Here is a 26,348-nt window from a genome sequence, read left to right as displayed (position 1 = left end):
TAGGTAATTACAGAGAATAGCAAACAACTCTTTTCGATTAGGTGCTTTTGCAATCCAGACAACTTTCAATTTTCCCCAAAATAAAGGTCGAGTGGTAAAATTGTTCCAAAAAAAATCCGATGAGTGGCAAAAATGATTCACAAAAGGGGTAATTTATTAACAAAGTGGTTTTTAGTGGTAAAATGTGGTAATAATATTTATATATTTGAGTTATATAAATAAAACCTATCCATTTTGGACATTTATTTCTTTGGGACATTTAACTGCAAGGCCGATGCCAAGGGGCGTATCATGCTTCCTGTTGCGCTGCGCAATCAAATGACTCCGATCTTAAATGAAGGTTTTTTTATCAAGAAGTCATATTACAATGAATGCCTTGAATTATATCCTGCGCAAGAATGGTATAAAATCATGGCAGAAATGGACCAGAATAACAGATTTGATGAAGAAAGCCAACTTTTTCAAAGAATTTTCATGGATGGTCTAAGACCGGTAGAAGTAGATGGTACCGGAAGACTTTTGTTGGCAAAAGACGTGATTTCCTTAGCGGGAATTACAAAAGAGGTGAAGATAGTGCCCATGCGAAAGCATTTGGAGATCTGGGATGTTAAGGAGTACGAGGCTACCATATCTATATCTAAGGAAGAGAAGAAGAATTTGGTAAAGCGCGTAATGCTGAACAAAAAAGACGATAAAGATGTATCATAATCCGGTATTGCTGAAAGAGACAGTAGATGGGTTGGATATCAAGGAAGACGGTATATATGTAGACGTGACATTTGGTGGTGGCGGTCACTCTAAAGAAATATTGAAAAGATTGGGGCCAGAAGGCAAGTTATATGCCTTTGACCAAGATGAAGATGCGCAGGCAAACGCGTTAGGTGATCCAAGATTTACGCTGATCGCGGAAAATTTTAGATACATCACCCAGTTTTTAAAGTTCTATGGCATTAGAAAGGTAGATGGAATCTTGGCAGATTTTGGCGTTTCATCACATCAGTTCGATCAAGCGGAACGTGGTTTTTCAACCCGTTTTGATGCAGATCTGGATATGCGAATGAGCAAGCGCAATGCATTGTCTGCTTTTGATGTGGTCAACAAATATTCTTATGACGACTTAAGAAAAGTGTTGTTTGAATATGGTGATATCAGAAATGCGAACGCCATGGCAAAAGTAATTGTTGCCAATAGGGAAGAAGAGCAGATCCAAACTACCGATGCTTTGAAAGTGGCATTAAAGCAGTTTTTGCCAGAGCACAGGCAGCATAAAATTTTGGCACAGATCTATCAGGCCATTCGCATAGAGGTGAATCAAGAGATAGCGGTGATCAAGGAGTTTTTGGAGCAGGTGCCGGGGTTGTTGAAAGAGAAAGGAAGGTTAAGTGTAATCAGTTACCACTCATTAGAAGATAGATTGGTGAAAAGATTTATAAGGGCCGGACAGTTTGAGGGGGAGCCCGAAAAAGATTTTTACGGGAATATAGATGTACCGTTAAAAAAGGTTGGTGGATTGATAGTGCCAACAAGAGAAGAGATAAAAGTGAATAACAGAGCACGTAGTGCTAAATTGAGAATAGCGGAACGCAATGGCGAAAAGTAAAGTGAAAACGGGTGTATTTGACCTTTTGAAGGGAAAATTTTTGGTGAGCGGCGACGCCCCTAAAAATTGGCTGTTCATTATTTTCATTTCTTTTTTGGCAACGGTAATGATCAGTAGCTCCCATAGCGCCGATCAAAAAGTACACCGTATTGCATTGTTGAACGAAGAGGTGAAAGAATTGCGTAACGAGTTTGTAGATATGCGATCAGATGTGCAGCAGTTGAAGCTAGAATCGAACATTACCGGTAAAATATCGGAAAAAGGTTTATTTCCTTCAGAAACTCCCCCACAGAAAATTAAAGTGAAATCTTTAAATGAAGAGGAGTAATGGCGGTAACGGATAAAAGCATATTAAAAAGGCTCTACATAGTGGCGGGCTGCATGGTGCTCTTTGCGGGCGCTGTGTTGTTTAAGTTGGTCTCCATACAAATTGTAGACGGTGAAAAATACCAGGCCCTTGCCGATACGCGTACCGAGCGTATGTTCACGATCGAGCCCAATAGGGGAAATCTATATTCAGATGACGGTAGTCTTTTGGCGACTTCGGTTTCTAAATACACCATCCGTTTTGATGCCGTGACCGTAAGCAACGAAGATTTTAAGGAAAACGTAAAACCATTGGCCGATGCCTTGGCAAAGCAGTTTGGTAAAACATCATCTCATTACCAGCAAATTTTAAGAAAAGCAAGAGAGAATAAAAATAGGTATGCGTTGATCGTACGCAACTTGGATTATTCAGATTACATGGCGGTTAAAAAAATGCCGCTATTTAATAAGGGTGCTTATAAGGGCGGATTGATCATTGAACAGAAGACCAAAAGAGAGCATCCGTTGGGTAAAATTGCCGAGCGTAGTGTTGGGTATGAGCGTGTAGATGAAAATGGATATTATACCCGTGTAGGTATGGAAGGTGCCTTTGGTGAATACCTAAGGGGTATTTCGGGCAAGCGCTTAAAACAGAAAATCGCAAAAGGCCAATGGAAGCCTATTGGTAATGATAACATCGTAGAGCCAAAAGACGGTTATGATGTGTACTCTACCATTGATATCAATATACAGGATATAGCGCACCATGCATTATTGGGGCAGTTAGAGAAATACCAAGCAGATCATGGAACGGTAATCGTAATGGAGGTAAAGACCGGTGAGGTAAAGGCAATTTCAAACTTGGGCCAGACTTCAGAAGGTAAGTACTATGAGCGTTTAAATTATGCGATAGGTGAATCTCACGAGCCGGGTTCAACCTTTAAGTTGGTGAATTTGGTGGCGGCCTTGGAAGATAAAATTATTGATACCAGTACGGTGATCGATACCGAGAAGGGGCGTTGGAAAATTTATAGACACTGGGTAAAAGATACCAAGCGTGGCGGTCATGGTAAAATAACCATGTCCAAGGCATTTGAAGTTTCTTCTAACGTAGCGTTTGCCAAAATGATCAATGACGGGTATAAAAGCGATCCGGAAAAATATGTAAACAGGCTAATGGCCATGGGTGTGCATAAAGAACTGGGCTTACCGGTAGTAGGTGAGGGTAAACCGGTGTTGCGTTACCCTGGGGATAAAGGTTGGTCTGGACTGTCATTGGCACAAATGGCTTATGGTTACGAGGTTTCTATGACTCCCTTACAGACTTTGGCATTTTACAACGCTATTGCCAATGATGGTGAAATGGTGAAGCCAAGGCTGCTAAAAGAGGTGAAGGAATGGGACAAGACTATTGAGAAGTTCGATAAAAAAGTATTGAACCCTGCTATATGTTCAAAAGAAACCGTGAAAAAGGTACAGCAGATTCTAAAGAATGTAGTAGAAAAAGAGCATGGAACGGGTCATGGTATGTATTCCAAGAATTTTTCCATGGCTGGGAAAACAGGTACTACGCAAACCAACTATGTCTCTAAAGACCGATCAAAGTACGAGTATATCTCATCTTTTGCAGGTTATTTTCCGGCAGACGAACCAAAATACTCATGTATAGTGGTAATTCATAAGCCAGATAAAAGTGTAGGGTATTATGGAGCGGATGTATCCGGGCCGGTATTTAAGTCCGTAGCACAAAAAGTCTATGCAACATCGCCACTGACCAGTGAGGTGGATGTCAAAGATGTGTTGGTGGCGGATAATGAAGATTCTCATAATGGCTATTACAAGAAGGCACAGCAGAAATATGCTGAGGTGCCCAATGTAAAGGGGATGTGCGGAATGGATGCCGTTGCCATTTTGGAGAATTTAGGAATTGAAGTAGAGGTGAAAGGGAACGGAAAGGTAAAGCGCCAATCGATCTCTAAGGGAACAGACCTGAAATCAGTGAAAAAAATAGTGTTGGAATTGATATGATGCAATTGAAAGACATATTATATGGAGTGCGTATTACTGCTGTTAGCGGTACTACCACTTGTGATATAGCTTCGGTGCAGTTCGATTCCCGTGAAGTGCAAAAATCCGATGCCTTTGTTGCTATAAAAGGTACCATTACCGATGGGCATAAATATATAGATGTCGTAGTAAAAGCTGGTGCTAGAGCGATCATATGTGAAGAGTTACCTGCAACTATGGTAGATGATGTAACGTATGTACAGGTAGAAAGCGGAAATCAAGCATTGGCATTGATGGCTTCTAACTATTACGGTACGCCATCAAAAAATTTAAAATTGGTAGGTGTTACGGGTACCAATGGTAAAACAACGGTATCTAGTTTGTTATATCAACTGTTTAAAAAGGCAGGGTATAAAGTGGGGCTGTTGTCCACCATAAAAATTATGGTAGATGATACCGAGTTTCCTACAAAACATACCACGCCCGACGCATTGGTGATCAACAAGCATTTTAAATTAATGAACGATGCCGGTGTGGAATATTGCTTTATGGAAGTGAGTTCTCATGGTATTCATCAAAAAAGAACGGAAGGTTTGGCTTTTGCGGGAGCAATTTTCACCAATCTTTCCCATGATCACCTAGACTATCATAAGACCTTCGCAGAATATCGTGATACCAAGAAAATATTGTTCGATCAGTTGCCAAAGACGGCTTTTGCATTGACCAATTTGGATGATAAGAACGGCTTGATCATGTTGCAGAATACCAAAGCTAGAAAAGCAACATATGCCCTAAAGAACTATGCCGATTATAGGGCACAGATTTTAGAGAACCAGTTTGATGGTCAGTTGTTGAAAATCAATGACAACGAGCTGTGGTCAAAATTAATAGGTCATTTCAATGCTTATAATATGCTGGCAATTTATGCAACGGCAGATTTATTGGGCATGGATCAATTGGAAACCCTTCGCTTAATAAGTGAGTTGGAGAATGTGGACGGAAGGTTTCAATATTATATATCAAAAAATAGAATTACGGCAATAGTTGATTATGCCCATACGCCGGACGCCCTAAAAAATGTGCTTGAGACAATCAACACGTTGAGAACTGGAAATGAAAACGTCATCACCGTTGTGGGGTGTGGTGGCGATAGAGACAGATCAAAGCGTCCGGTAATGGGTAATATCGCAACGGAAATGAGCAATAAGGTCATTTTTACATCGGACAACCCTAGAACGGAATCGCCCACGGAAATCATCACCGAAATGGAAGCTGGGGTAGAGCCACAAAATGTAAAAAAGATGCTTTCCATTGAAAATAGGGAGCAGGCCATAAAGACGGCGTGTCAATTGGCAGCAGATAACGATATCATTTTAGTTGCTGGAAAAGGGCATGAAACCTACCAGGAAACCAACGGTGTTCGTGTTGAATTCGATGATTTTAAAATAGTAAAAGAGCTGTTGAGCAGCCTAGATAAATAACCAAAGCTTAAAAGCAAGAATAAAAGATTTTATGTTAACCTACCTGTTTGAATATTTAGAAAAACAATACCAGTTGCCCGGGGCTACGCTGTTTCAGTTTAGTACGTTTCGTGCCGCAATGGCTATTCTTTTTTCGTTGACGATCGCAACAGTGTACGGTAAGCGTGTAATTCTGTTCTTGCAGAAACAACAAGTAGGTGAAACTATTCGTGATCTAGGTCTTGATGGGCAGAAGCAAAAAGCGGGTACACCAACTATGGGCGGTGTGATCATTATTATGTCTACCCTGATCCCGGTGTTGTTGTTCGCAAGGTTGGAGAACATTTATATTATGCTATTGACCTTTACCATGTTGTGGATGGGTGCAATTGGCTTTTTGGATGATTACATCAAAGTATTTAAAAAGAACAAAGAAGGTTTAAAAGGCAGGTTTAAGGTTTTGGGTCAGGTAACATTGGGGCTTATAGTTGGTGCAGTATTATACTTTCACCCAGAAGTGACCATGCGTGATCATGATAAGACCATTATTACACAAGAGTATACCGTAGAGCAGGTAAAGGGAGAGGAAATTAAATCTACCATGACCACGGTGCCGTTCTTTAAGAATAACGAATTTGACTATAGCAATTTAATTTCTTGGGCTGGAGAAGGGGCAAAAGAATATGCTTGGTTGCTGTTCATCCCTATCATCATATTGATCGTAACCGCAGTATCTAACGGTGCCAATTTAACCGATGGTATAGATGGTCTTGCCGCAGGTACATCGGCAATTATAGTATTTACATTGGGCATTTTTGCCCTCGTATCGGGTAACATTATTTTCTCTGATTATTTGGATATCATGTACATACCAAGAGTTGGTGAGTTGTTGATATTCATTACCGCTTTTGTAGGGGCGCTGATCGGGTTTTTATGGTATAACGCATTTCCGGCACAAGTATTTATGGGAGATACGGGAAGTTTGACCATAGGTGGGGTTATTGCCGTGATCGCAATTATTGTACGAAAAGAATTATTGATTCCCGTGTTATGCGGAATCTTCTTTGCAGAGTCGCTCTCAGTAATGATGCAGGTAGGGTATTTCAAGTACACAAAAAAGAAATTTGGCGAGGGTAGACGTATTTTTTTAATGTCGCCTTTACATCATCACTATCAGAAAAAAGGGTATCACGAAAGTAAGATTGTAACCCGTTTTTGGATTGTAGGTATTCTATTGGCAATTGTAACTATAGTGACCTTAAAAATTAGATAATGGCACTTTTAGTAGTACTAGGCGGAGGGGAAAGTGGAGTAGGAACAGCCATTTTAGGATTGAAAAAAGGGTACGATGTATTTGTATCCGATAAAGGAAAAATAAAAGAAAAGTATAAAAACGTTCTTGAACATTTTAAGATTGATTGGGAAGAAGAACAGCATTCTGAAGACCGCATACTAAAAGCCGATTTGGTCATGAAGAGTCCGGGTATTCCGGATAAAGTACCCTTGGTAAAGCAGTTGGTGGGCAAAGGTATTCCTGTAATATCAGAAATAGAATTTGCATCAAAATATACAGATGCCAAAATCATTGGTATAACGGGAAGCAACGGTAAAACCACCACAACCATGTTAGCCAACCATATTCTGGCTAATGCCGGATTACATGTAGGTATGGCGGGTAACATTGGTGATAGTTATGCAAAAATGGTTGCGGAAAATGATTTTGAGTACTACGTACTTGAGATCAGCAGTTTTCAATTGGACGGCATTATAGATTTTAAACCACACATTGCCGTGATTACGAATATTACACCGGATCATTTAGATCGGTATGAATATGAGTTTGAAAATTACATCGCATCAAAATTCAGAATAGCGGAAAACCAGGACGAAAACGATTATTTGATTTATGACGCAGATGATACGGTTTTGGTGGATTGGCTGAACAAGCACCCTGTTAAATCAAAATTAATGCCCTTTTCATTGAAAAAAGTAGTTGAGCAAGGCGCATTTATAGAACAAAACGAGATAATAATAAAAACAACAACAGACACTATTAGCATGACGAAGAACACTTTGGCCTTAGAAGGTCAGCACAATGTAAAGAACACTATGGCAGCGGCAACAATTGCAAAATTGGTCGGCATTCGTAAAGAAACCATAAGAGCCTGTGTTTCTAATTTTCAAGGGGCTCCCCACCGTTTGGAAAAGGTGTTGAAAATACATCATGTGGAGTATATAAACGACTCAAAGGCAACTAATGTAAACGCTGCCTATTACGCATTGGATAGTATGAAAACACCTACTGTGTGGATCGTAGGTGGGGTAGACAAAGGAAATGAGTATATGGAGCTAATGCCATTGGTGCGTGAAAAGGTAAAGGCGATTATATGCTTGGGTGAGAATAATGAAAAGATCAAGCACGTATTCGGTAAGGCTGTTGACCTTTTAGTGGAAACCTATGCTATGGAAGAAGCGGTAAAGGTTGCCTATAAAATTGCGGAACGTGGAGATACCGTATTGTTATCACCTGCGTGTGCAAGTTTTGATCTATTTAAAAATTATGAAGATCGTGGAGATCAATTTAAAAACTGTGTAAAAAACCTATAAGGTGTTGAATATATTCCAAAATATAAAAGGAGATAAAGCCATTTGGGCCATTGCGGCACTCTTGGCCTTGTTTTCATTTTTGCCGGTATACAGTGCCAGTAGTAATTTGGTATATGTAGTGGGCAATGGTACGCCGGTTGGTCACTTGGTAAAACATGCCATACTGTTGTTTTTAGGTTTTGGAATTATTTATGGGGTACATAAAATACCCACGCATTTCTTCAAGGGGCTTTCTATGATAGCACTGCCCATTGTATTGGTGTTGCTCATATTTGTTTTGGCACAAGGCACTTCCAGTGGTGGCACCAATGATAGTCGTTGGATCCGTTTGCCTTTGGTAGGCTTTGGTTTTCAGCCTTCGAATTTAGCGGCGGTAGTATTGATGATCTATGTAGCGCGCTATTTTTCAAAGGTGAGGGATATTAAAATAACCTTTAAGGAAAGTATACTGCCATTGTGGTTACCGGTTTTCTTAGTGGTGGCATTAATATTGCCCGCGAACTTTTCAACGGCGGCCATTGTATTCTCTATGGTGATGGTATTGTGTTTTTTAGGAGGATATCCAATGAAATATTTATTGGGGATCGTGGGTACGGGAATATTGTTTTTATCCATTTTCATATTAACCGCTAAAGCATTCCCGGATCTATTCCCGAATAGGGTAGACACATGGATGAGCCGTATAGATAGTTTCTCCAATCCGGATGATACTGAAGGCACTTATCAAATAGAACGTGCAAAGATTGCGATAGCAACCGGTGGTATTGTAGGTAAAGGAGCAGGTAAGAGTGTACAAAAGAACTTTTTGCCACAGAGTTCGTCGGATTTTATTTACGCGATAATCGTAGAGGAATATGGTTTGGTGGGCGGATTCATTTTAATGCTTTTTTACATGTTCTTGTTGTTTAGGATAGTGGTAGTGGCAAATGGCTGTGCAACCATATTCAGCAAATTGTTGGTGTTGGGTGTTGGGTTGCCTATAGTTTTTCAGGCATTGATAAATATGGCGGTAGCGGTAGAGTTGTTTCCGGTAACGGGGCAAAATTTACCATTGATCAGTAGTGGTGGTACCTCTAGCTGGATGACCTGTTTAGCAATAGGCATCATATTGAGTGCAAGTAATAAAAGTATAGTTCAGGAAAGTGCTTCTGGCAACGATTTGGATATGGACGAGACTAACCCTTTAGAGATTTTAAGTGGGCAGTTATAAGTTTATTTTGTCGGGCGGAGGTACCGGCGGACATATTTATCCGGCGATAGCCATAGCGAACGAGTTGAAAAGGCGGTATCCAGATGCTGAATTTTTGTTCGTAGGGGCAAAGGATAGAATGGAGATGGAAAAAGTACCGCAAGCGGGGTACAAAATAGAGGGATTGTGGATTACGGGAATTCAGCGAAAACTGACCCTTAAAAATCTACTATTTCCAATAAAATTGATAAGTAGTTTAATGAGAGCAAATAGCATCGTATCGAAGTTTAAGCCCCATGCCGTAATTGGTACAGGTGGTTTTGCTAGTGGTCCGTTGTTAAAAATGGCGACGGCGAAGGGTATTCCTTGTGTATTGCAAGAGCAGAATTCCTTTGCGGGTATTACCAATAAACTATTAAAGGATAAAGTGAAGAAAATCTGTGTGGCCTATGAGGGTATGGAGAAGTTTTTTCCAAAAGACAAAATAGTATTGACAGGTAACCCTGTTAGGTCAGATTTGGTGGAATTGAAAGCTACCAAAGAAGAAGCTTTAGATTATTTTGAATTGACCACCAATAAGAAAGTGCTGTTGGTGTTGGGTGGCAGTTTAGGAGCTAGGCGCATAAATCAATTAGTAGCGGATCATTTAGCATACTTTGAAGATTTGGGATTACAGGTAATCTGGCAATGTGGTAAAGGGTACTATGAAACCTATAAAGCCCATCAGTCGGCTAATATAAAAGTATATGCCTTTTTGAATTCTATGGATAAAGCATACGTAGCGGCAGATTTCATTATTTCAAGGGCAGGTGCAGGTGCGGTGTCAGAACTGTGTTTGGTAGGAAAGCCTACATTTTTTATACCGTCACCGGTGGTGGCAGAAGATCATCAGACCAGGAATGCATTGGCATTGGTAAAACAGCATGCGGCAGTAATGATCAGGGAAAAAGAGCTTGATGAGCAATTTAAGATGCAGTTTGAATCGGTCTTTAATACATCGGAAAAGCAAGAGGAATTATCAAGGAATATCAAAGCAATGGCATTACCGAATGCTACGGCTGATATCTGTGATGAAATAGAAAAATTAATACAATAAAATGAATGTAGCGCAAATACATAGAGTGTATTTTATTGGCATAGGAGGCATTGGTATGTCTGCTTTGGCGCGTTATTTTGCGTTCATAGATATAACGGTTGCCGGATACGATAAGACCGAGAGTCCGTTGACCCAAGAACTGGCAGCTTCTGGTATGGATATTCACTATAAGGACAGTATTGACCTAGTAGCAGAAGTGTATAAGAATGACCCGGAACATACCTTGGTAGTGTATACGCCCGCGGTATCATCAAACCATACGGAATATCAGTTCTTTTTACAGAATGGTTTTACCATTAAAAAACGATCAGAAGTATTGGGTCTAATTACCAAAGATTCTTTTTGTTTGGCAGTTGCAGGTACACATGGTAAAACGACCACATCTAGTATTTTGGCGCATTTGTTAAAAGAAACAGGTGTAAAAATGACCGCTTTCTTAGGTGGTATATCAGAAGATTTCAATAGTAATTTCTTGTTGGAAGGAACGGAATATTCTGTTGTTGAGGCAGATGAATTTGATCGTTCATTTATGCAATTAACACCAAATGTAGCCTGTGTGACCTCTATGGATGCAGATCATTTGGATATTTATGGAGATGCCCAGGAGCTGGAAAGAACATTTAAGGATTTTACCGAGCGGTTGAAGCCGGGCGGCACCTTATTTGTGCGTAACGGGTTGCCTTTAAAAGGGTTGACCTATGGTATAGAAGACGATTCGGATTATTGCATCCGGAACATAAAAATAGAACATGGCACCTACATATTCGATTTGGAGACCCCCGACCTCAAACTAGAAGGGGTTGAATTTAACAAGCCAGGAAGGCATAATCTGCTCAATGGTTTAGTGGCTTTTGCGATGGCGATGCAAGCAGGTCCCCCGCCGCATCGCCTTGCACAGGCACTGTCTACCTTTAAGGGAGTACAAAGAAGATTCTCATATCAGATAAAAAATGATGAATTCATTTATATCGACGATTATGCGCATCATCCTACTGAGATCAATGCGGTTTTTGAAGCCGTCTCGGAAATGCATCCCAATAAAAAAGTGTTGGCAATTTTTCAACCGCACCTGTTTTCAAGAACACGTGATTTTGCGAACGAGTTTGCACAAAGCTTGTCACGTTTTGAAAATGTGCTGTTGTTAGATATATACCCGGCTAGGGAAGAGCCTATTACAGGGGTAGATTCAGAATGGTTGTTAGGTAAAATGACAAATGGTAATAGAAAATTAATTTCAAAGGAACAAATGCTTTCTGAGGTAAAAAATCAAAATCCAGAAGTATTGATAACAATGGGAGCCGGAGATATAGGCTTGGAAGTAGTGAAAATAAAAAAAGAAATGTCTTATGCGGGTTAATTTGGGCTTTATAAAATTAGCGGCGTTGATACTTGTAATCACTGGGCTGTACGCTTTTTCTAACGAAAGAAATAGTGCAAAACAGGTGGTCGGTATGAAGGTAGAATTCATTGGTGACCAAAATTTGTACCTTACTGAAGGGACGGTTAATAAATTGTTAATACAAAATTGCGGAGGCCTCAAAAATGTGCCTAAAGAAAATATAGTTTTGAATACTGTAGAAAAGGCCCTTGAGGCCAATGAAATGGTGAAAAGTGCCCAGGTCTATCTTACAATAGATGGCGAGCTTACGTCGAAAATAGTTCAACGGAAACCAATCGGACGCATAGAAGGGGATAAAAAGTTCTATTTAGATGATGAAGGAAAGAGAATGCCGCTTTCCAATAATCATTCAGCTAGAGTTCCCATTATAACAGGCAATATCAGTGGTAAAAGCCTTGAGGATGTCTATGTCATATTGGAACATATAAATAAGGACGATTTTTTTCGAAAATCGGTAATAGGTATTCACGTTCAAGGTGATAGTGAATATCAATTACGGTTAAGGCTTAATAATTTTGTTGTAAACATAGGCGGTATTGAAGATTTAGAGGCCAAGTTCAGCAATTTTAAGGCATTTTATGCCAAAGCGAACAAGGATGAAACCTTGGAGGATTATGCGGTAGTAAGTTTAGAATTCAATAACCAGGTGGTGTGCACTAAAATATAATTAAAATGGAACAAACTAAATATTCAGTCGGGTTAGACATAGGAACAACGAAAATCGTTGCCATAATCGGTAAGCAAAACGAATATGGTAAAATTGAGATTTTGGGTATAGGTAAGTCCAAAAGTTTAGGTGTGCACAGAGGTGTGGTTAATAATATAACACAGACCATAAAATCTATACAGCAAGCGGTAGAGGAAGCAGAGGCAAACTCAGGGCTTAAGATCGGTTCTGTAGTCGTTGGTATTGCCGGTCAACATATAAGAAGTCTGCAACATAGCGATTATATTACCAGAAAAGATTCTGAGGAAGTCATAGGTGAAGATGATGTGGATATGTTATGTGGTCAAGTGCACAAGTTGATCATGCTTCCTGGTGAGGAGATTATTCATGTATTGCCACAGGAATACAAAGTTGATGGACAAGCGGAAATCCGTGAGCCTATTGGTATGTACGGTGGTAGGTTAGAAGCTAATTTCCATGTAGTAGTTGGTCAAGTGGTTTCTATAAAGAACGTTGGGCGTTGCATTAAGAGTGCAGGTTTAGATCTAGGTAACATTACGTTAGAGCCTTTAGCTTCATCTGATGCCGTTCTAAGTCAAGAAGAAAAAGAGGCAGGTGTAGCATTGATCGATATAGGAGGTGGTACAACTGATCTGGCTATTTTTAAAGATGGTATTATTAGGCATACCGCAGTAATACCTTTTGGTGGTGGAGTTATTACCGAAGATATCAAAGAAGGCTGTTCCATTATTGAAAAACAGGCAGAATTATTAAAAACAAGATTTGGTTCTGCATGGCCGGGTGAAAATAGGGATAATGAAATTGTATCTATACCAGGATTACGTGGTAGAGAGCCAAAAGAGATTTCTTTAAAGAACCTTTCTAAGATCATACATGCACGAGTTGTTGAAATTATTGAACAAGTGTATGTAGAGATCAAAAACTACGGTCACGAAGAGCAAAAGAAAAAACTGATTGCCGGTATTGTACTTACAGGTGGTGGAAGCCAATTAAAGCATTTAAAGCAATTGGTAGAATATATTACAGGAATGGATACTCGTATTGGGTACCCTAACGAGCATTTGGCTGGCGATTCTGATGAAGAAGTTGCTAGTCCGTTGTACGCAACCGCTGTTGGTCTTTTAATGAATGCCATTAAGAACCAAGAGAAGTTGAAATTAACACAGGAAGAAATTATACAAGAGCAGGAAGAAGAAGAATTGGTGTATGCAGAGCATAAAACGGAAACCGTAAAACGCCCTGATATACATAAGGAAAGAAAATCTGTTTTTGATAAATGGACTGAAAAGTTAAAAGAATTTTTAGATAACGCAGAGTAATAAGCATAGCATAAGAATACATAACCAGTAATAATTAGAATATGAGTAAGAACAGCGAATTTGATAATATCTCCTTTGATCTGCCAAAGAATCAAAGCAACGTAATAAAAGTCATTGGTGTAGGTGGTGGTGGTAGTAATGCCATAAACCACATGTTCCAGGCGGGTATCAACGGAGTTGATTTTGTAATCTGTAATACTGATTCACAGGCCTTGGATAATAGTCCGGTGCCTAACAAAATACAGTTAGGTGTATCATTGACAGAAGGTTTGGGTGCTGGTGCCAATCCTGAAGTGGGTGAGCAAGCGGCCATGGAAAGTATGGAAGACATAAAAGGTATGTTGGATACGACTACCAAAATGATTTTCATTACTGCTGGTATGGGCGGGGGAACAGGAACTGGTGCTGCTCCCGTAATTGCCAAGTTTGCAAAGGAAATGGATGTTCTTACTGTAGGTATCGTTACAATGCCGTTTCAATTCGAAGGTAAAATGCGAGTTGAACAGGCACAATTGGGTATTGAAAAATTACGTAAAAATGTAGATTCGCTAATCGTAATTAACAATAACAAATTAAGGGAAGTGTATGGTAACCTAGGTTTTAAGGCCGGGTTCTCAAAAGCGGATGAAGTATTGGCAACTGCAGCTAGAGGTATAGCAGAGGTTATTACACATCACTACACTCAAAACATAGATTTACGTGATGCTAAAACGGTGTTGTCCAATAGTGGTACCGCTATCATGGGATCGGCAATTTCATCTGGTTCTGCAAGAGCCAATGAGGCTATTATGAAAGCATTGGATTCACCGTTATTGAACGATAATAAAATCCAAGGAGCTAAGAATGTATTATTATTGATCGTTTCCGGGGCACAGGAAATTACTATTGATGAGATTGGTGAAATCAACGATCATATTCAAATAGAAGCTGGCTACGGTGCAAACATTATTATGGGTGTAGGTGAAGATGAAAGCTTAGGAGAAGCTATAGCCGTAACCGTAATTGCAACGGGGTTTAACATTGAACAACAAGATGACATTGTAAATACCGAATCAAAGAAAATTATTCATACGTTAGAAGACGGCCAACGTGCAGAGGCAATGTTGTTATCTAACCAAAAAACAGTTCATACTTTAGAGATGGACGATGAGGAAGAGGAGGTAAAAGAAGTCAAACCCGTAAAAAAGTATGAGTTCGTTGAGGAAGATGATTTTGATTTGATTCCTACAACGAACTACATCAGGAATTTTAATGTTTTTTATGAGGAAGTATTAGCAGAGAATGTCTCTGAAGAAGACTTTGTTATAGTAGACGCTCCAACTTCATTGAGAGATATAGAAGTTGTAGACCCACAGGAATTAAAAGTTGAGGATGAAGATGATAGATTTGCTACCAACTTTCAATATTCTAAGAGAGAGGAAGAAGAGAAGGAAAACGTAATCATGTTTGACCTCCATGATGAAGTTAAGGATATTGATGTTAATGATAGCATTGAAATTGTTCCTGTATTGGAGTATAATAAAAACGGGGAAAAAAGATATAGTTTAGATGACTATATGAAATTGGAAAGTAAGCTTACCGGGGCAAAATCCAAAGCTGAGGAATTTGAGCCAAAAGTTGTGGAAGATGAGCTTATTTTTGAAAAGAAGACCGTAGCTCCAAGAAGAGAGGTGCAACCGGAAGAGGAGTTGGATCCTTTAGATACCCCTATTGAAGAATTATTGAGGGAAAGAGCTGATGAACGTAGACGTAAGTTGAAGGATTTCAATTATAAGTTCAAGAACAACGCACCAACAAGTTATGATGAGAAGAAACCTGCTTATCAAAGACAAGGTGTTAATTTAGAGGATAGTCCGCGCGAAAAAAAAATCTCTAGAACCTCGTTAAGTGGAGATAGTAACGATGATATTCAACTAAGATCTAATAACTCTTTTTTACATGATAATGTAGACTAATACTGCATTTGTAGTAATGTATAAAACCCGAAAACTAGGTCAGTTTTCGGGTTTTATTTTTTATCTTCGCAGACCAAAATATAGAAGAAATGGGTCTACAGCAAAGAGTAATGGAGCAGTTGAAATTAGCTATGAAAGCAAAGGATTCAGTAGCGCTAGAATCGCTTAGAGCTATTAAATCTGCGTTATTGGTAGCGAGTACTAGTGGCGGGTCAGAAGTAACTGAAGAAGATGAAATACAGATTGTTCAGAAACTGGTAAAGCAGAGAAAAGACAGTGCTGCAATTTTTATAGAGCAGGGTAGACAAGACCTTGCTGATCCTGAGTTGGCACAGATTGCTGTAATTGAGCAATTTTTACCAGAACAACTTTCTGAAGAAGAAGTTGAGAAAGTAGTTGTACAGACAATTGATGCTATTGGTGCTTCTGGAATGAAGGATATGGGTAAAGTAATGGGCATAGTGTCTAAAGAACTTGCCGGCCAAGCAGATGGTAAATTAATTTCTACGATTGTAAAGAAGAAATTGGCATAATATAGAATTAGCAGAATTTTAGTTTTGCTAATTGCTAAATATATATTGGCCTCGTGGCGCAACTGAATAGCGCATCAGATTTCGGCTCTGAGGGTTGGGGGTTTGAATCCCTCCGGGGTCACTTAAATGTAAGGTCTTGCTTTTTGCAGGACCTTTTTGATTTATATTATGTACTACGTTTATGTTTTAAAAAGTGAAGTAGATGGTCGTTTATATAAAGGAATGACTAATAATCTTCAAAAAAGAATAGTGGAACATAATTCGGGAAAGAACAAATCGACCAAGGGGTTTTTACCTTGGGTTTTAGTTTATAAAGAGGAGTTTAAAACTAGTGTTGAAGCAAGAGCTAGAGAAAAATATTTCAAATCGGGTATCGGTCGTGAGTTCTTGAAAAGTATTCTTAAGAATTAATTTAGCGCATCAGACCTGCCTGCCGGCAGGCAGGTTTCGGCTCTGAGGGTTGGGGGTTTGAATCCCTCCGGGGTCACAAGTAAAAAGCCACATATGAAAAGATGTGGCTTTTAAATGATATATACTTAATAGATTTAATCTCTATTAATATCGAAAACAATGCCTTCTTTGTGCATTTGAATCATTTCACTTTTAGAATATCCATAAGTGATTTCAGAATAATTTTCCTCCTTATCAATTTTATAGATTCTGGACTTTTTTGATATTTCAAAATCGTTCAAGGAAAGAAATAAACTATCTGTTGTTACTTTTTCAAGTCGCATGGTAGAATAACTACCGTTATTTGCTTTATACTCATAAATATCACCAACAGCGGGCTGTGTTAGGTATAATTGTGTATCCTCTTTATTCTTGCCGCTAGAGTAAATAGCAAATACTATTAACAGAGCAAAAACTAATAGACCCGAGAACTGCCAAATTGGACCTTTAGCCTCTCCTTTAATATTTTTATACTGCATTTTAAGAGCTTCGGGCATCTGCTTAGGACTTAAAGTCTCTTTGCAATGTGTGCAGTAAGAACTACCACTTTTACCCAATGGAAAAACAGGGATCCAAAAAACATGTGCGTGCCTTCTGTAAATATTAATGTAAATAGTATCTTGATTATTGCAATGTTGACAAGTAATGTTTCTTGTTTTTACCGAATCAAGACTAGCTGATCCAGTGCCAAAAAATATCATAATGGAAGGTTTAGTAGTTAAGTGCTCTACATAACGTCCATATATGTTACCTATTGTTTAGAATGATTATTATCTGTTAAAAGTCAGTGGATTACGTAGTCACAGAGCTTAGAACAATATTTTTTACAATCATTTTAGCATGTATTCTTGAGTTTTCAATAAACCATTTATGAGTTTCCATACCACCACATATTACCCCGGCCAAGTATAACCCAGACATGTTGGTTTCCATGGTTTCTGGATTGTATTCAGGGAGTTTTTTATCATCTTCACTAATGTTTACGCCTAATTTTTCTAAGAAACTAAAATTGGGTCTATATCCGGTAAGTGCTAAAACAAAATCATTTTCAATTTCTTCCTCGCCCGTATCAGTGTTTAAAAGGATACTGTCATTGGTAATGGCTTTAACCGTTGTGTTGAAATAGGCTTTAATACTTCCTTCCTCTATACGGTTAATGATATCTGGTCTTACCCAATATTTTACACGTTGACCAACTTCTGGGCCTCTAATGATCAGTGTAACTTCTGCACCTTTTCTGTAACATTCCAAGGCAGCATCAATTGCAGAATTGCTTGCCCCTATAACTGCAACTTTTTGCCCGGCATAGTAATGTGGATTATCGTAATAGTGAACAACCTTTTTTAAGTCTTCTCCCGGTACGTTCAGTAAGTTGGGTAAGTCATAGAAACCGGTTGCTATCACAATTTGTTTTGAAGTGTATGTATTTTTGTTGGATGTGATAGTGAATGTTTCTCCTTTTTTTTGAACGTTCTCAACCTTTTCGAACAAGTTTATATGCAACTTATTTGAAGTAACTATTCGCCTGTAATATTCTAATGCCTCGTCTCTTTTAGGTTTGGCTTCTTTACTGATAAATGGTATTTCATCTATCTCCAATTTTTCCGATGAAGAGAAAAATTGCATATTGCTAGGGTAGTGGAAAAGGGAATTTACAATAGGTCCTTTTTCAATGATCAGATAAGAAAGTCCGTTTTTTTTAGCCTCTAATCCGCATGCTATACCAATTGGTCCTCCGCCAACGATGACAATATCAAATTCAGTTTTCATCCCTTTAAATCTTTAATAGTAGTTGTTGGGTCTTCGCTTTTAAAAACAAAACTACCGGCAACCAAAATATCTGCGCCGGCATCAACTAATTTTTGAGAGTTGGCCGTAGTAACACCACCATCAATTTCAATCAAAGCAGACGAATTTTTTCTGGTGATCATCGCCTTTGCAGCTTTTATTTTATCATAAGTATTTTCAATGAACGATTGTCCACCAAAGCCGGGGTTAACGCTCATGATCAAAACCACATCAATATCTTGAATAATATCTTCTAAAAGAGATACGTTGGTATGTGGATTTAACGCTACACCTGCCTTCATGCCCAAAGCTTTAATGGCTTGTATGGTTCTATGTAAATGAGTGCAGGCTTCATAATGGACGGTTAGAATATGTGCTCCAAGTTTGGCGAATTCTTCCAAATACCTATCTGGGTCAACAATCATTAAATGCACATCTAAAGGAATTGTAGCATGTTTTTGAATAGCTTTAACTACTGGCATACCATAAGATATGTTTGGAACAAAAACGCCGTCCATGACATCTATATGGTGATACGTTGCCTCACTGGCATTCACCATTTCTACATCGCGTTGTAAATTACCAAAATCTGCAGCTAAAAGAGATGGCGCTATGCTTGCCTTTTTCATTTTATAAAACCTTTATTGTTCAGTACAAAAATACGGATTTGTAATTCGTTCTACAGTTGTTTTAGATTTGCTTTAACTACGATCAATCAATTGCCGTACCGCCACTTTTTATGAGAATAGGATTTATCTTTGACTTGTATTTGTCAAAAATCCCGTTCAATTTGTTCAATTCTATAGTGAGTTCTGCCGATAATTCTTCATACACTTTGTAGGCACCGTTTGTTGGTTTTGCTTCTCCAGATTCTACACTTCGGCGTAAAGATGCCAATCTGTTGTTGAGTTTAATTGGGAAGTTCAAAGGATCTTGACCTGATTGATTTTTAACTTGGTAAAGAGCTTCTTCAACTTCAGTGATCTCACCTAAAAATGGCGTTACGATCGTTTCATAATCAGTAGCTTCAATATCTTCTTTAGCATTGTGAAGTTGCTTTTTGATATCACGTATTTTGATTACCGTTTCATTTGCAGAAGAGGTTTTTTCCATAATTTTATTGGAAAGCTCAAATTGCTCATCCAAATCTTCTTTTGTAATGCCTTTTAGATTTGGGTCCATTTCTATATTGAACGAATAGGTTTGCTCATAATTTCCGGACTTCATTTTAACCTTGTAAGTACCTATGGGTGCTTTTGGACCTCTGGCAGGTCTTGCGCTCCAAATGATCATTCCGTCGAATGTTGTAGCTCCTGTGTATCTCATATCCCAGGTGAACGTGTTTATCCCTTTTGCGGTGGTTGGCTTTGTAGAGCCTCCTTTTAGCCAATAGGGTAAATTAGGGTCTACTTCGTATTTTGGTTTGCTACCGGTAAAGGTGTTGATCAATTTGTCATTTGCGTCAAAAATTTCAAAGGTGATGGTATCTTTTTCTTCTTTAAGATAATACTGAATAGAAGCATCGGTGACACCTCTAATAGCGTTGGTAGGTTTAAAAAGAATAGCTTCTTGTTTAACCATTTCTGGGGAATACTGTCTTAGCGGTTGAATATCATCTAAAATCCAAAAGCCTCTTCCGTGAGTACCAAGAACAACATCATTGTCTTTAACTACCAAATCTCTTACCGGTGTATCTGGTAATTTAAGTTGAAGGCTTTGCCAAAGTTCGCCATCGTTCATAGAGAAATATACGCCATGTTCCGTTGCTAAAAATAAAAGTCCCTCCCTTACTGGATCTTCACGAACAGCTCTTGCAAAATGCCCGTCTGCAATACCATTAATAATTTTAGTCCAAGTTTTACCATAATCATGGGTTTTAAATACATAGGGTTGCCTGTCGTCTACTTGGTATCTATTGGCGGCTACGTAAAGCGTACCAGGATTGTGAAGAGATTCGTCAATAATACTTACCCTTGAAAATTTAGGTAATTCTTTTGGTGTAATATCTGACCAATTTTTGCCACCGTCTCTTGTAATATGTATTTTTCCATCATCTGATCCTGCCCATATGGTATTAATGTCATGATTAGATGGGGCAAGCGCAAAAACGGTTGCGTAAATTTCAGGACCGTTCATATCCATGGTAATGATACCTCCGGTCTTTCCCAAAGTAGATGGGTCTGCATAGGTAAGATCAGGACTTATTTTTTCCCAAGATTGACCATCATCGGTAGTTTTCCAGACATGCTGGGAGCAGGTATACATTACGTTTTCATTTTGTGGCGCAAACATAATAGGGAAGGTCCATTGCCAACGTTCTGGCAAAGCACTTGCCGGTTCTCCAGAGAAAAACCGTGGATACACCTGTATATCCCTAGATTGGCCGTTACTACGATCATACCTGGTTAAGAGTGCACCTTGGCTACCTGCATAAAATATATCCAAGTTGGTAGGGTGTTGGGTGATCCACCCGCTTTCACCACCTCCTACGGCATATGCCCAACCATCCCCTTGACCTCTTGCCTGCATATGGCCCCATCCATCACTTGGTATGGCAATGGTACTATTATCTTGTTGAGCACCAGCCACATGGTAAGGTACATCGTTTGTGGTCATTACATGATATAACTGTGTTGTGGTGTAATCTTCCTCTGTCCATGATTTACCACCGTTAATACTTACCACGCCACCGCCATCGTTTGATGAGATCATTCTATTAGGATCGTTAGGGTCTATCCAAAGATCATGATTATCACCATGTGGAACTTTAATTTCAGTGTCAAAAGTTACCCCACCATCCGTAGACTTCCAAAAATCAACATTTAGTCCGTATACGGTTTCTTTATCAACAGGGTCGGCGTAAATTCTAGAATAGTAAAATGCGCGTTGTCTTAGTTTTCTTTCGTCATTGGTTTTGGTCCATGTTTTACCGGCATCGTCCGATCTAAAAACACCACCTTCATTAGCTTCTACAATGGCCCATACACGGTTAGAATCTGCAGGGGATACCGTTACACCAATTTTACCTAACGGTCCTGCGGGCATACCTGGGTTATTAGACAGATCACTCCAGGTTTCTCCGCCATCGGTAGATTTCCATAGTTTACAATCCGGTCCACCGCCCCACATTTTCCATGCTTTACGTTGAACTTGCCAAGTGCTGGCGTATAAAACATTTGGGTTGTTACGGTCTATAATTAAATCTACTGCACCCGCCTTATCGCTAACATATAAAGTTTTCTTCCATGTTTTTCCACCATCCATACTTTTAAAAACACCCCTTTCTTCATTGTTGCCATATGGGTGGCCCAATGCCGCTACATAAACAATATTCTCATTTGTAGGGTGTATTCTGATTCTTGAAACAGCTTGGGTTTCTTCAAGACCTAAGTGTTCCCAAGTTTTACCGGCATCAGTAGATTTGTAAACACCATCACCTTGAGTAATACTTCCGCGCAATTGAACTTCTCCCATGCCTATATAAACAATATCTGGGTTGGTTTCGGCAACCGCAACCGCACCAACGGAAGAGCTGGTTATTTGCCCGTCTGTAACAGGTTCCCATTCGTTACCACCATCAGTGGTTTTCCATAATCCGCCGCCCGTTGCTCCAAAATAATACTCATTAGGTCTGCTAGGGCTGCCCGTGGAACCAAGCGATCGACCTCCACGTACGGGGCCAATATTTCGCCATTCCAAATTTTCATAGAAAGCTTTGTCGATTACAACATCTTGAGTATTATTTTTTGCTTTCTTTTTCTGCGCAAATACAGTAGAGGTAAAGGAAAAAAATAGAAGGACAACAATTGCCGAAATTTTCGAGTTCATAAGAGTCGTTGTTTGGTGGATAATTTGAATAATTGGTTGCTTGAAAATAAGCATTTAATCTACGAATAATTGGGTAAAGGAAAATTTTAACGACTTGTGAATCCTATTAATGCGATAAGCGATTATTACGCCGTTTTGCTTTAGAATATTCTAAAAATGAAGTGCTTATTTTATCAAATGTATATGCAGGGAACATGATGCAAATTTTATAAAATCAGCTCTGAAAAATAAAGTCAAACGGCTTTAGTTGATTTGTCTTAAACCTTCATAAATGGAAATAGCAACAGCATTTGCCAAATTAAGGCTTCTAATATGTGTACTGTATAATGGTATCTTAACCGCGTTTTCTTGATGTTTGTTTAATAAGGTCTTAGGTAGCCCAACAGATTCTTTTCCAAAAACTAAGAACATGTCATCTTCAAAATCAATTTCCCAATGATTTTTGGTTGCGGTAGCAGAGAAGAAAATCATTTTTTTGTCATCATGTTCTTTGAAAAACGCATCTACGTTTTCATACATGATCACATTAAGATGTTGCCAATAATCTAGCCCCGCTCTTTTTAATCTTTTATCGCTTAGCTCAAAACCAAAAGGTTTAACCAAATGTAAGGTAGAACCGGTGCCAAGTGCCAATCTGCCAATGTTACCAGTGTTGTTAGGAATTTCAGGTTCTATAAGTACAATATGAAAGCCCATTATTTTTTAAAGGATTGTAAGTATAAATGTTCTACTTTTTCTCTGGCCCATGGAGTTCTACGTAAAAACTTTAAACTTGATTTTATAGAAGGGTTACTTTTAAAACAATTGATATTTACTTGTCCCGCTAAATCTTCCCAAGAGTATTTCTCCGTAAGTTCTTCTAAAATGGTCACGAGCTTAACACCGTGAAGCGGGTTATTGGGCTGAGAATCTGAACTCATATGATTGGATTATATTATAAATAATACTCATTTTTGAAAGGCAACGTACATGGAAAGTGCAGGAACCTTAATGGTATCTTTTACTAATTGTAAACCTTCAAAGTCAAAGGTACTACCTGAAACGGCTTTATGCCAAACGCCTTCAATTTTATAATCTATTTTTTTGTTTGATGCGTTATAAATGACCAGTATTTTCTGCCAATTGTCATTGTTTGCATTGTGATCTATAATAAAAGAAACAAGGCTATCATTGGTCTGTTGGAATTTTACTTTTTCGCGAACTTCTTTTGCATTGGCAATATTAAATGCAGGATGCTTTTTTCGTAAGCGAATTAAATTTTTGTAGTATTTGAACACTTTCTTATACTCAATTTTCCAATTCCAGTTTATTTGATTAATGCTATCTGGCAGGTTATAGGAATTATGTTCCCCATTTTTAGTACGTAGCATTTCTACACCGGCATGTAGAAACGGAGTGCCTTGTGAGGTCAGTACAATGGCATTCGCTAATTTATCCATTGCTATTAACGTTTCTACGTCAGCATCTGGTCTTGAAATTTTCAGTTTATCAAAAAGTGTGTGGTTGTCATGGCAAGAGACATAATTTATAGATTGCCAAGGTTCATTGGTCCAAGGGGTATTTGAATAATTAACACTATCGTAGTTGACATCAGGATGCTGAATAGCTCCTACAATTCCAAATTTTATGGACTCTTGTTTATTCTTGTCACCACTTACGAAACCTAAACTCTGGTCATCAAAAACAGACCCTTTTAGTCCATCACGCAAATCGTCATTAAAAGCTGCAATTTTTGGTAATTGTTGCATTTGTTTTTTAAGAGCACGCTTTTCTTCCGGTAAAGGAGAATCTCCTGCGGTCCACCCTTCACCGTAAAGTAATGCATCAGGGTTTAATTTTAGAACGGCATCAGCAACATTATTCATGGTCTCAATGTCATGAATGCCCATTAAATCGAACCTAAAACCATCAATATGATATTCTTTTGTCCAATAGGTGATAGATTCTATCATGAATTTGCGCATCATACTACGTTCAGAAGCAGTTTCATTACCGCAGGCAGCGGCATCTGAATAAGATCCGTCTTGCCAATGTCTGTAATAATAACCGGGAACTTCAAGATTAAAATTAGAAGTGTCGGTTCTGCCCGTATGGTTGTAAACAACGTCCATAATTACACCTATGCCATTGTCATGAAAAGCTTTGATCATTTGTTTAAATTCCCTGATACGTACTTCCGCATTAAATGGATCTGTTGAAAATGAGCCTTCTGGAACGTTATAATTGTTAGGGTCGTACCCCCAATTAAATTGCGGTGTATTTAAATTGGTCTCGTCAATAGCGTAGTGATCAAAAGTGGGTAAAAGATGCACATGTGTAATACCCAGTTCCTTTAAATGGTCAATACCTGTGGATACATTATTATTTCCAGTGGTACCTTTTTCGGTTAACCCTAAATATTTACCCGGATAGAATGAACCAGATTGTGGGTGTATGGTCATTTCACGCACATGTAGCTCATAAATAATGGCTTCATTTGGTTGTTTTAACAGAGGAGAACAATCATTGTGCCACCCAATAGGATTAGTGGATTCCATATTTATCACCATGGCTCTATTGCCGTTAACACCTACTGCTTTTGCATATATACCGGGAGTTTCATTTAACCATTTATTGTTGTGCTTTACCTGGTAAGTGTAGTATGTTCCATTCAAATCTCCTTGAACTGCTATGTGCCATACGCCAGTGGTTGACTTTTTAAGGGGATATATCTCAAAAGCTTCAACATCATTACCTTTTTTAAATAATCTTAATATTACTTCTTCTGCATTTGGAGACCATAGTTTAAATGAAGTGGAATTTTTACCATATGTAATCCAGAGATTTTCATCAACAGGCGTAGGGTAGCTGTTAAATTCTTTGATGTTATCAGATATTTTACACGAATTAAACAATAGTAGAATTATTAAAATTAGTGATATGTGCCTCATTAGCATGGTGGTAAATTCCTAAGATAGGCAAAGATCGTTAAGAATTTAACAAGGGATACTTTTTAGAAGACGAATTATGGTAACCTTTATAAATGAAAAAACTCCGGTAATCAGCCGGAGTTTATTCATCAATCAAAAAACGAACAGTCATGATAAACTGTTGTTATCGTTAAAATTACAACTAATATGCCAATATTGCCAATTTAAGGAAAGATTAACGTGTAATTTTATAACTTTATCGCATTGAATTCTTAACCCAAATACGTTTTCAATATTTTACTTCTAGAAGTATGCTTTAATCTTCTTATCGCTTTTTCTTTAATTTGACGAACTCTTTCTCTTGTAAGATCAAAAGTTTCGCCAATTTCTTCCAATGTCATAGAATGCTGACCTGCAAGACCAAAGTATAAACGGATAACATCTGCCTCACGAGGAGTCAAAGTTTCTAAAGCACGCTCAATTTCTGTACGTAAAGACTCATGTAACAATTCTCTATCTGGGTTTGGCGACTCACCACTACGAAGTACATCATAAAGGTTAGAATCTTCACCATCGATAAGAGGAGCATCCATAGATACGTGTCTACCTGAGTTTTTCAATGATTGTTTTACATCATCAACGGTCATATCCAACTCTTTCGCAATTTCTTCTGGAGAAGGCATTCTTTCATGCGCTTGCTCTAAAAAGGCAAAAGTTTTGTTGATCTTATTGATAGAACCAATTTTGTTCAATGGCAAACGAACGATACGAGATTGTTCTGCCAAAGCTTGTAATATAGATTGACGGATCCACCATACGGCGTATGAGATAAATTTAAAACCTCGCGTTTCGTCAAAACGCTGTGCAGCTTTGATAAGACCAAGGTTTCCCTCGTTAATCAAATCCGGTAAAGTAAGTCCTTGGTTTTGGTACTGCTTGGCAACTGATACCACGAATCTGAGGTTGGCTTTGGTAAGTTTTTCAAGAGCGATCTGGTCGCCTGCCTTGATGCGTTGTGCCAACTCTACTTCTTCATCAGCGGTAATCAAGTCCACTTTTCCAATTTCTTGTAAGTACTTGTCCAAAGATGCGGTCTCTCTATTGGTGACCTGTTTTGTAATCTTAAGCTGTCTCATTAAAATAAATTAAGTTCAATTTGCATAGACTGCATATACTTATACGTAAAAATCTTCCGAATGTTACAATTCAATAAA

Annotated in this window: 23 protein-coding genes and 1 tRNA gene; 16 read left to right on the top strand and 8 right to left on the bottom strand. The window is 38.6% G+C overall.

What is annotated here, in order from left to right; all coding sequences use genetic code 11:
• Window positions 1-234 precede the first annotated feature (234 nt).
• The 16 genes from YQ22_RS04015 to YQ22_RS03940 all read left to right on the top strand — a co-directional run bounded on the left by YQ22_RS04015 (window position 235) and on the right by YQ22_RS03940 (window position 16,570).
• Entirely contained in the window at window positions 235-708 is a 474-nt protein-coding gene (locus YQ22_RS04015) for a division/cell wall cluster transcriptional repressor MraZ (RefSeq protein ID WP_074669845.1), read from the top strand.
• Window positions 698-1,600 carry a 16S rRNA (cytosine(1402)-N(4))-methyltransferase RsmH gene (rsmH, locus tag YQ22_RS04010; RefSeq protein WP_071340151.1) on the top strand — a complete coding sequence of 301 codons (903 nt, stop codon included), beginning with the start codon at window positions 698-700 and terminating at the stop codon, window positions 1,598-1,600. The genes YQ22_RS04015 and rsmH overlap by 11 nt, the downstream gene beginning before the upstream one ends.
• Entirely contained in the window at window positions 1,587-1,928 is a 342-nt protein-coding gene (locus YQ22_RS04005; protein WP_252736298.1) for an FtsL-like putative cell division protein, read from the top strand. The genes rsmH and YQ22_RS04005 overlap by 14 nt, the downstream gene beginning before the upstream one ends.
• The gene (locus YQ22_RS04000) at window positions 1,928-3,934 is read left to right on the top strand and encodes a penicillin-binding protein (RefSeq protein ID WP_071340150.1); all 2,007 of its coding nucleotides are present in this window, start codon (window positions 1,928-1,930) and stop codon (window positions 3,932-3,934) included. The genes YQ22_RS04005 and YQ22_RS04000 overlap by 1 nt, the downstream gene beginning before the upstream one ends.
• The gene (locus tag YQ22_RS03995; RefSeq protein WP_071340149.1) at window positions 3,931-5,394 is read left to right on the top strand and encodes a UDP-N-acetylmuramoyl-L-alanyl-D-glutamate--2,6-diaminopimelate ligase; all 1,464 of its coding nucleotides are present in this window, start codon (window positions 3,931-3,933) and stop codon (window positions 5,392-5,394) included. The genes YQ22_RS04000 and YQ22_RS03995 overlap by 4 nt, the downstream gene beginning before the upstream one ends.
• Before the next feature lie 31 nt (window positions 5,395-5,425).
• The gene (mraY, locus tag YQ22_RS03990) at window positions 5,426-6,646 is read left to right on the top strand and encodes a phospho-N-acetylmuramoyl-pentapeptide-transferase (protein WP_071340148.1); all 1,221 of its coding nucleotides are present in this window, start codon (window positions 5,426-5,428) and stop codon (window positions 6,644-6,646) included.
• On the top strand, window positions 6,646-7,980 hold the full coding sequence (murD, locus tag YQ22_RS03985; RefSeq protein WP_071340147.1) for a UDP-N-acetylmuramoyl-L-alanine--D-glutamate ligase: 1,335 nt from the start codon (window positions 6,646-6,648) through the stop codon (window positions 7,978-7,980). The genes mraY and murD overlap by 1 nt, the downstream gene beginning before the upstream one ends.
• 1 nt (window position 7,981) lies before the next feature.
• The gene (locus YQ22_RS03980) at window positions 7,982-9,190 is read left to right on the top strand and encodes an FtsW/RodA/SpoVE family cell cycle protein (RefSeq protein WP_071340146.1); all 1,209 of its coding nucleotides are present in this window, start codon (window positions 7,982-7,984) and stop codon (window positions 9,188-9,190) included.
• Window positions 9,177-10,265: an undecaprenyldiphospho-muramoylpentapeptide beta-N-acetylglucosaminyltransferase gene (murG, locus tag YQ22_RS03975; protein WP_071340145.1), complete on the top strand. Its 1,089-nt coding sequence runs from the start codon at window positions 9,177-9,179 to the stop codon at window positions 10,263-10,265. Before YQ22_RS03980 ends, murG begins: the two co-directional genes overlap by 14 nt.
• A gap of 1 nt (window position 10,266) precedes the next feature.
• The gene (murC, locus tag YQ22_RS03970; RefSeq protein ID WP_071340144.1) at window positions 10,267-11,622 is read left to right on the top strand and encodes a UDP-N-acetylmuramate--L-alanine ligase; all 1,356 of its coding nucleotides are present in this window, start codon (window positions 10,267-10,269) and stop codon (window positions 11,620-11,622) included.
• Between the two features lie 94 nt (window positions 11,623-11,716).
• Window positions 11,717-12,331 carry a cell division protein FtsQ/DivIB gene (locus YQ22_RS03965; protein WP_335626671.1) on the top strand — a complete coding sequence of 205 codons (615 nt, stop codon included), beginning with the start codon at window positions 11,717-11,719 and terminating at the stop codon, window positions 12,329-12,331.
• A 5-nt stretch (window positions 12,332-12,336) separates the two neighbouring features.
• Window positions 12,337-13,671, top strand: a complete 1,335-nt coding sequence (gene ftsA / locus YQ22_RS03960; protein ID WP_058106031.1) for a cell division protein FtsA — start codon at window positions 12,337-12,339, stop codon at window positions 13,669-13,671.
• Window positions 13,672-13,712: 41 nt separating this feature from the next.
• On the top strand, window positions 13,713-15,626 hold the full coding sequence (gene ftsZ / locus YQ22_RS03955; protein WP_071340142.1) for a cell division protein FtsZ: 1,914 nt from the start codon (window positions 13,713-13,715) through the stop codon (window positions 15,624-15,626).
• A gap of 89 nt (window positions 15,627-15,715) precedes the next feature.
• On the top strand, window positions 15,716-16,159 hold the full coding sequence (locus tag YQ22_RS03950; RefSeq protein ID WP_058106033.1) for a GatB/YqeY domain-containing protein: 444 nt from the start codon (window positions 15,716-15,718) through the stop codon (window positions 16,157-16,159).
• 47 nt (window positions 16,160-16,206) lie between these two features.
• Window positions 16,207-16,280: transfer RNA gene (locus tag YQ22_RS03945), tRNA-Arg, on the top strand.
• 47 nt (window positions 16,281-16,327) lie between these two features.
• Complete coding sequence (locus YQ22_RS03940; protein ID WP_071340141.1) at window positions 16,328-16,570, top strand: GIY-YIG nuclease family protein; 243 nt, start codon at window positions 16,328-16,330, stop codon at window positions 16,568-16,570.
• A 134-nt stretch (window positions 16,571-16,704) separates the two neighbouring features.
• On the opposite strand, the gene YQ22_RS03935 is transcribed toward YQ22_RS03940, so the two are convergent.
• The 8 genes from YQ22_RS03935 to YQ22_RS03900 form a co-directional block, all read right to left on the bottom strand.
• A complete protein-coding gene (locus YQ22_RS03935; RefSeq protein ID WP_071340140.1) occupies window positions 16,705-17,310 on the bottom strand; it encodes a hypothetical protein in 606 nt (201 codons plus the stop codon).
• Between the two features lie 91 nt (window positions 17,311-17,401).
• Complete coding sequence (locus YQ22_RS03930) at window positions 17,402-18,379, bottom strand: YpdA family putative bacillithiol disulfide reductase (RefSeq protein ID WP_071340139.1); 978 nt, start codon at window positions 18,377-18,379, stop codon at window positions 17,402-17,404.
• A complete protein-coding gene (gene rpe / locus YQ22_RS03925; protein WP_071340138.1) occupies window positions 18,376-19,026 on the bottom strand; it encodes a ribulose-phosphate 3-epimerase in 651 nt (216 codons plus the stop codon). The genes YQ22_RS03930 and rpe overlap by 4 nt, the downstream gene beginning before the upstream one ends.
• 82 nt (window positions 19,027-19,108) lie before the next feature.
• On the bottom strand, window positions 19,109-22,225 hold the full coding sequence (locus YQ22_RS03920; protein WP_071342491.1) for a WD40/YVTN/BNR-like repeat-containing protein: 3,117 nt from the start codon (window positions 22,223-22,225) through the stop codon (window positions 19,109-19,111).
• A gap of 243 nt (window positions 22,226-22,468) precedes the next feature.
• Entirely contained in the window at window positions 22,469-22,921 is a 453-nt protein-coding gene (locus YQ22_RS03915) for a tRNA (cytidine(34)-2'-O)-methyltransferase (protein WP_071340137.1), read from the bottom strand.
• Window positions 22,921-23,145: a VF530 family DNA-binding protein gene (locus tag YQ22_RS03910; protein ID WP_068482283.1), complete on the bottom strand. Its 225-nt coding sequence runs from the start codon at window positions 23,143-23,145 to the stop codon at window positions 22,921-22,923. Before YQ22_RS03910 ends, YQ22_RS03915 begins: the two co-directional genes overlap by 1 nt.
• A gap of 27 nt (window positions 23,146-23,172) precedes the next feature.
• The gene (pulA, locus tag YQ22_RS03905; RefSeq protein ID WP_071340136.1) at window positions 23,173-25,155 is read right to left on the bottom strand and encodes a type I pullulanase; all 1,983 of its coding nucleotides are present in this window, start codon (window positions 25,153-25,155) and stop codon (window positions 23,173-23,175) included.
• Between the two features lie 251 nt (window positions 25,156-25,406).
• Entirely contained in the window at window positions 25,407-26,270 is an 864-nt protein-coding gene (locus tag YQ22_RS03900; RefSeq protein ID WP_058106041.1) for a sigma-70 family RNA polymerase sigma factor, read from the bottom strand.
• Window positions 26,271-26,348 lie beyond the last annotated feature (78 nt).

The organism is Maribacter sp. 1_2014MBL_MicDiv, from assembly GCF_001865655.1.
Taxonomy (GTDB): Bacteria; Bacteroidota; Bacteroidia; order Flavobacteriales; family Flavobacteriaceae; genus Maribacter; species Maribacter dokdonensis.
This window is presented reverse-complemented; position numbering and strand designations above follow the sequence as displayed.